Below are 6,376 nucleotides of genomic sequence, written 5' to 3' on the forward strand. Positions count from 1 at the left end.
CCATGACCCAGAAACTCGTGAAGGCGAACGGCATCTCCATCAATTGCGAGGATCGCGGGCCCGCGGACGGCACGCCGATCCTTTTCGTCAACGGCTACACCTCGACCATGATGAGCTGGCCGGACGAACTGATGGAGGGCTTGCGGGAACGTGGCTTCCGCATCATCCGCTACGACAACCGCGATGTCGGCAAGTCGGAGAAATTCTCCGGCCTGCCGAAAATCGCCGATGTCGTCGCGGCGGTGCGCGAGGGCCGCGTGCCGCAAATGCCCTATACGCTTGCCGACATGGCGGCGGACGGCATCGGCGTGCTCGATGCGCTCGGCATCGGCAAGGCGCATGTGATGGGCATTTCCATGGGCGGCATGATCGTGCAGCGCATGGCGATCCACCACCCGGAGCGTCTCCTCTCCGTCACTTCCATCATGTCCTCCACCGGCAATCCCGACCTGCCCAAGGCGAGCGACGACGCGATGAAGGCGTTGCAGGCCATGCCGCCGTCGGAAGAACGCGAGGACGTGATCCGTCACCGCATGAAGGGGCGCCGCGTCTATCAGAGCCCCGCCTATCCAAAGTCGGAGGAAGACCTCTACGCCTTCGTCGCGCGGGAATACGACCACATGTATTACCCCGAAGGCGGCATCCGCCAATATGCCGCCATCATGGGCGACGGCAGCCGCGTCGCGGAGCTGGGCAAGGTCCGCGTGCCCTTCCTTGTCGTGCATGGCCGCGCCGATCCGCTGGTGCCCCATGCGGGCGGCGAGGACACGGCGAAGTCGGTGCCGGGTGCGAAGCTCGTCTCCATCGACGGCATGGGCCACGACCTGCCGGTCGAACTCTGCGCCCAATATGTCGACCTCATCGCGGCGCATGCCCGTGCGGCGGAGCAAAAGGCGGCGGCGGAGTAGGGCGCGAAGAAGAAAGAGCCTTTCTCCTTCTTTCTTCCACCCTCCCCTTGGGGGAGGGTGGGAAGTGTGAGGGCATTATGCGAAACATGCACGCAATGCCGCATCCCCGCTTTTCTCGCTGCGCGCAAAACCTATCTCACTCCTCACGGGGGGCTGGCGCTTTGCGGCGCGGCCGCGAGGCGCTTTCCATAGTCAGAAAGGAGAGCGAGATGGCGAAGCAACGGATAGCAATCGTCGTCACCTCCCACGGGAAGCTCGGCGATACCGGCGACGATACCGGCTTCCATTACGAGGAAATGACGACGCCTTACTATGAATTTCTCGACGATGGCTGTGAGGTTACGCTCGGGTCCATCCAGGGCGGCGAGCCGCCTGCCGATCCGTCGAGTTTGCCGGACGATGAAGAGAAGCGGCCGGCCTCCGTGCGCCGTTTCCTGAAAGATCCGAAAGCCGTGAAGGCGCTGCAGCACACTGTCCCCGTCGCCGAATTGAAGGCGAAGGATTTCGACGCGGTCTATCTCCCCGGCGGTCATGGCTGCATGTGGGACATGCCGGATAACGACGCGCTCTCGCGCCTCATCTCGGAAGTCTACGAGAAGGGCGGCGTCGTCGGCGCGGTCTGCCACGGACCCGCCGGTCTTCTCGGCGCGCGTCTGTCCGACGGCACGCCCTTCGTGAAGGACCGCCTCATCAATTCCTTCACCGACGAGGAAGAGAAGAAGGCCGGCAAGGACAAGGCCGTGCCCTTCCTGCTCGAAACGCAGCTTCGTGGCCTCGGCGCGCGCTTCGACGGCGGCAAGCCCTTCGAGCGTCATGTCTGCCGCGAAGGCCGCGTCGTCACTGGTCAGAACCCGGCTTCCGCCGAAGGCGTCGGCCACGGCATCCTGATGGCCCTCCACGCGCTCAGGCAGCAGGCGGCGGAGTAACAAGGCGGGGAGAGCACGAGCGTTGAACCCTCTTCCCACCCTCCCCCTGCGGGAGGGTCAAACGGCTGCAAGCCGTTTGGGGAGGGGTTCTCCGTTTTCGGCAAAGGGAGGACTTCCGGTTATGCGCCGCTTTCTCTCGCTTACCCCTCCCCGAAATTTGCTACGCAAATTGTCGACCCTCCCACAGGGGGAGGGTGGAAAAAGGGGCAGACGAAGCCCCTTCCATTTCATGCTGCACCGCACCATATTACTGCGGGAGGAGGCAAACGAGCGTGAGTCTGAATGCCGAAAGCCGCAGCCAACGGGATCGAACTCGAATATGAGAGTTTCGGCTCCGAAGAGCATGAAACCATCCTCCTCATCATGGGCCTCGGCGCCCAGCTCACCCAATGGCCGGTCGAGCTGTGCGACGATCTCGTCGCGCGCGGCTACCGCGTCATCCGCTTCGACAATCGCGATGTCGGCCTTTCCTCCCGCATCGAGCGCGACCGCGCCTTCGTCTGGTCCGACGCTCTCTTCTCGCTCATGTCCGGCAAGCCCGCCTTCGTCGCCTATTCGCTCTCCGACATGGCCGCGGATGCCGTCGGGTTGCTCGATGCGCTCGGCATCGAAAAGGCGCATATCGCCGGCGCTTCGATGGGCGGCATGGTCGCGCAGCACGTCGCCGCCGAATATCCCGAGCGCACGCTTTCCCTCACCTCGATCATGTCCTCGTCCGGCAATCCGGTTCTGCCGCCCGCGAAGCCCCGCGTCTACAGCCTCTTCCTCTCGCCGTCGCCCGCCGCGCATGACACGGATGCCATCGTCGCGCGCGGCGTGAAGACCTACGAGACCATCGGCAGTCCCGGCTTTCCGACCGACGAGGTGACGCTGCGCGACTGGGTGATGCGCGATGCGACGCGCGCCTATTATCCGGCGGGCGTGGTGCGCCAGATGGCCGCCGTGATGACAGATGGCGACCGCCGCCCGAAACTCCGCACCATCCGCGCGCCCGCCGTCGTGCTGCACGGCGCCGACGATCCGCTGGTGCCGGTCGCGGCGGGTGTCGACACGGCGGAGAACATTCCGGAGGCGGAGCTTCGCATCGTCGAGGGCATGGGCCACGACATGCCGCTGGCACTCATCGGCACCATTGCGGACGCGATTGTCGCGGCGGCGGTCCGCGCGACGGGCGTGAAGACCGTCGTGGCGGAAGCGGCAACGGCCCCGATGCCCGCCGCACCCGAGGCGCCTATCGAACCCGCGCCCGCCCTCACCGTACCGCCGGCGGAGCCCGCCGAACTCGTCCTCCCCGAAGCCACCCCGCCGCCCCCCGCACCGTTCTTCCTGCGGCTGAAGCTCCGCGTGGCGTCGTGGTGGCGGCGTGTGCGGAATTTGTGGAACTAAAATATCAGTGTCATTGCCGGGCTTGACCCGGCAATCCAGTAGCCGCATCGGCGGCGTCTCTCTTCGCAAGACCCTTTCTCTATTGGCTGCCTTGGCTCGCTCCCTGGACCCCCGGGTCAAGCCCGGGGGTGACAGGTGTTGTTGAGGGTCGTACCACTAAAGTCTCAAACCTCCGCCGAGCCGCCGTCCACCGGAATGGTCGCGCCGGTCGTATAGGCACTTGCCCGCGAGGCGAGGAAGATCGCGACGCCGGCCGCGTCTTCCGGCGTGCCGATGCGGCCGAGCGGATTGCCCGCCTTGATCGCGTCGCCGAAGGTTTCCAGAGTCGCCTTCATCATCTGGCTCGGGAAGGGTCCGGGCGCGATGGCATTGACGAGGATGTGCTCGCGCGCGAGCCGCTTCGCCAGATGCCGCGTCAGCATGATGACGCCGGCCTTGGACGAGGAATAGGCATAGGTCTCGAGGTCCGGCGGCTCGATGCCGTTGACGCTCGCCGTGTTGATGACGCGGGCCGGATTGTCGGCGCTCGCGGATTTCCTGAGCAGCGGCAGCATCTTCTGCGTCAGGAAGAACACGCCCTTGAGGTTGATGTTCTGCACCTTGTCCCAGCCGCTCTCCGAATATTCGTCGATCGGCTCGCCCCAGGCCGCGCCCGCATTGTTGATGAGCACGTCGAGCTTCGGCTCGCGCTTGCCGAGTTCCGCCGCGATGCCGGCGATCCCTTCCTGCGTGCCGAGGTCGAAGGGCAGCGAAATGCAGGTGCCCTTCTTCGACAGTTCTTCCGCCAGTTCGTTGCAGGCCTGGGCTTTCCGCGCGGTGATATAGACCTTGGCGCCGTTCTCCACGAAGCCGGTCGCGATCATCTCGCCGATGCCGCGCGAGCCGCCGGTGATGAGCACGGTCTTGCCCGCGACGCTGAACAGATTTTTCATTTGGGCGTTCCCCTGATGGAATTTTCGATGGCCGGGAAGCTAGCGGACGCAGGGGAAATGGGCAAATGGCCGAAATGAATTTGTCACCCATGCACTCGCCAAAAACATAAGTGTCATCCCGGCGCTCGCCAAAAACATAAATGTCATCCCGGCGAAGGCCGGGACCCATTGGTTCCCTCAGCAAGAGCGATTGTGCCTGGCATCGACGCCGCACCCCGTCCTCTTCTTCGAAATAAAACTCAACGTGGCTTGGGTCCCGGCCTTCGCCGGGATGACAATTTGGGGTTTGGTTGGGGCTGTGGATGACAACGGAGAGGAGAAGCCCCCAAAACAAAAAGGGCGCCTCTCGCGAAGCGCCCTTCCTGCATCAAATCGGAAAGCCTCAGAAGGCCGCCGCGTCGAGCTCCATCAGCCCGTCGGCACCCTGCTTCGCGCGTTCGACCCAGGCGGCCGTCATCGGCATTTCGCGTTCCATCCAGTAGCGCGCCAGCGTGAGCTTGCGCTCGTAGAACGCCTTGTTGCCTTCGCCGGCCTTCAGCTTCGCGAGCGACACCTTCGCCATCTGCGCCCACATCCAGCCGAGCGCCACCGTGCCGAAAATGTTCAAGAGGTCGTAGGAGGCCGCGCCCGCATTGTCGTAGTTCTTCGGCGCGTTCTCCATCAGCCAGCCCGCCGCCTCGCCGAGCCGCTTGTAGCCGGCGCGGAGCGGTTCCACGAAGGGCTTCATATCGGCGTCGTTTTCGTTCGCCTTGATGAACTCCTCGATCTTCGCGAAGAAGGTCATGGTGGCGCGCCCGCCCTTCGCCGTCATCTTGCGGCCCACGAGGTCGAGCGCCTGGATGCCGTTCGCGCCCTCGTAAACCTGGTTGATGCGCGCGTCGCGCACGAACTGCTCCATGCCGTGGTCGCGCACATAGCCGTGCCCGCCGAAAACCTGCATCGAATCGTTCGCCGCCTGGAAGCCGCGATCCGTGAAGAATGCCTTGATGATCGGCGTCATCAGCTGCGCCATGTCGGCCGCTTCCTCGCGCTCCTTCTCGTCCTTGCCGAAAATCTGCAGCGAGAACAGCATCGAGACATACATGGCGAGGGCGCGCGCGCCTTCCACGAAGCTGCGCGACGAGATCAGCAGGCGCCGCACATCCGGGAACACCATGATGGGGTCGGCCGGTCCGTCCGGGTTCTTCGCGCCGGTCAGCGCGCGGCCTGCCAGGCGCTCATTCGCGTAGGTCACGCCGTTCTGGTAGGCCACCTCGCCGATGGCGATGCCCTGGATGCCGACGCCCATGCGCGCGCCGTTCATCATGCCGAACATGCCGGCCATGCCCGCCGATTTCGACTTCTTCACTTCGCCGGTCTCGGTCTTCTTCTCCTTCGGCGCGCCGCCGAGGCGATAGGCCACCGCGTCGTCGAAGTTCAGCACCGCGGTCGCGTTCCCCTTGATGCCCATCTTCTTTTCGATGGAGCCGCAGGAGACGCCGTTGCGTCCGGTGATCTCGCCCGTCTCCTTGTCCACGAGCATCTTCGGCACCATGAAGAAGTTCACGGTCGAGAGATCGTTGGCCAGCTTGCCGTCCTCGCCCGGAATCTTCGCGATCACCATGTGGATGATGTTGTCCGTCATGTCGTGGTCGCCGCCGGAGATGAAGATCTTCGTGCCGGAGAGGCGGTAGGTGCCGTCTTCCTGCTCCACGGCCTTCGTCTTCATCAGCTTCAGGTCGGTGCCGCAGTGGGGCTCGGTCAGGCACATGGTGCCGGTCCATTCGCCGGAGATCATCTTCTTCGCCACATGCTCGCGCATCCAGGGTTCGCCCGTCGCCCAGAGTGCGGAATAGGCGGCCGTGGTCAGGCCGGGATACATCGAGAAGGCCTGGTTCGACGACATGCCCATTTCGGTGAAGGCGAAGGTGATGACGGAGGGCAGCCCCGCGCCGCCGGCCGCTTCCGGCGCGCCGAGCCGGTTCCAGCCGTCCTCGCAATATTTCTGGAAGGCTTCCTTGAAGCCGGGCGGCGTGCGCACGACGCCGTTTTCGAGCACGCAGCCATGCTCGTCGCCCACCTGGTTCAGCGGCTGCAGAACCTCCTCGCAGAATTTCGCGCCGCCTTCGAGGATCGCGCTCGTCATGTCCGGCGTCAGGTCGCCGAAGCCCGGCACGTCGCTCCGCTTGTCGATTTGCAGAAGCTCGTGGAACAGGAACAGGAAATCTTCCACAGGGGCCTTGTA

The 6,376-nt window shown here is 64.4% G+C and carries 5 protein-coding genes; 3 read left to right on the forward strand and 2 right to left on the reverse strand.

The genetic code is table 11. The annotated features are described in order from the left end of the window. Positions 1–2: 2 nt before the first annotated feature. The 3 genes from Q8S60_RS09020 (at position 3) to Q8S60_RS09030 (ending at position 3,220) form a co-directional block, all read left to right on the forward strand. Positions 3–908 carry an alpha/beta fold hydrolase gene (locus Q8S60_RS09020; protein ID WP_305274884.1) on the forward strand — a complete coding sequence of 302 codons (906 nt, stop codon included), beginning with the start codon at positions 3–5 and terminating at the stop codon, positions 906–908. Positions 909–1,117: 209 nt separating this feature from the next. After that, the gene (locus Q8S60_RS09025) at positions 1,118–1,834 is read left to right on the forward strand and encodes a type 1 glutamine amidotransferase domain-containing protein (RefSeq protein ID WP_305274883.1); all 717 of its coding nucleotides are present in this window, start codon (positions 1,118–1,120) and stop codon (positions 1,832–1,834) included. 282 nt (positions 1,835–2,116) lie between these two features. Beyond that, positions 2,117–3,220 (forward strand): alpha/beta fold hydrolase, encoded by a 1,104-nt coding sequence (locus Q8S60_RS09030; protein WP_305274882.1) that lies wholly within the window; start codon positions 2,117–2,119, stop codon positions 3,218–3,220. A 164-nt stretch (positions 3,221–3,384) separates the two neighbouring features. On the opposite strand, the gene Q8S60_RS09035 is transcribed toward Q8S60_RS09030, so the two are convergent. Next, positions 3,385–4,152: an SDR family oxidoreductase gene (locus Q8S60_RS09035; protein WP_305274881.1), complete on the reverse strand. Its 768-nt coding sequence runs from the start codon at positions 4,150–4,152 to the stop codon at positions 3,385–3,387. A gap of 382 nt (positions 4,153–4,534) precedes the next feature. Next, positions 4,535–6,376 (reverse strand): acyl-CoA dehydrogenase C-terminal domain-containing protein (locus Q8S60_RS09040; RefSeq protein WP_305668483.1); only part of this gene is annotated, 1,842 nt, incomplete at its 5' end.

This window comes from Parvibaculum sp. (assembly GCF_030694575.1).
Taxonomy (GTDB): domain Bacteria; phylum Pseudomonadota; class Alphaproteobacteria; order Parvibaculales; family Parvibaculaceae; genus Parvibaculum.

What these genes read in the sequence shown, in the direction of transcription:
- Q8S60_RS09020 (WP_305274884.1), top strand. Translation starts at nt 3, where the DNA reads ATGACCCAGAAACTCGTGAAGGCGAACGGCATCTCCATCAATTGCGAG.
- Q8S60_RS09025 (WP_305274883.1), top strand. Translation starts at nt 1,118, where the DNA reads ATGGCGAAGCAACGGATAGCAATCGTCGTCACCTCCCACGGGAAGCTC.
- Q8S60_RS09035 (WP_305274881.1), bottom strand. Translation starts at nt 4,152, where the DNA reads ATGAAAAATCTGTTCAGCGTCGCGGGCAAGACCGTGCTCATCACCGGC.
- Q8S60_RS09030 (WP_305274882.1), top strand. Translation starts at nt 2,117, where the DNA reads ATGCCGAAAGCCGCAGCCAACGGGATCGAACTCGAATATGAGAGTTTC.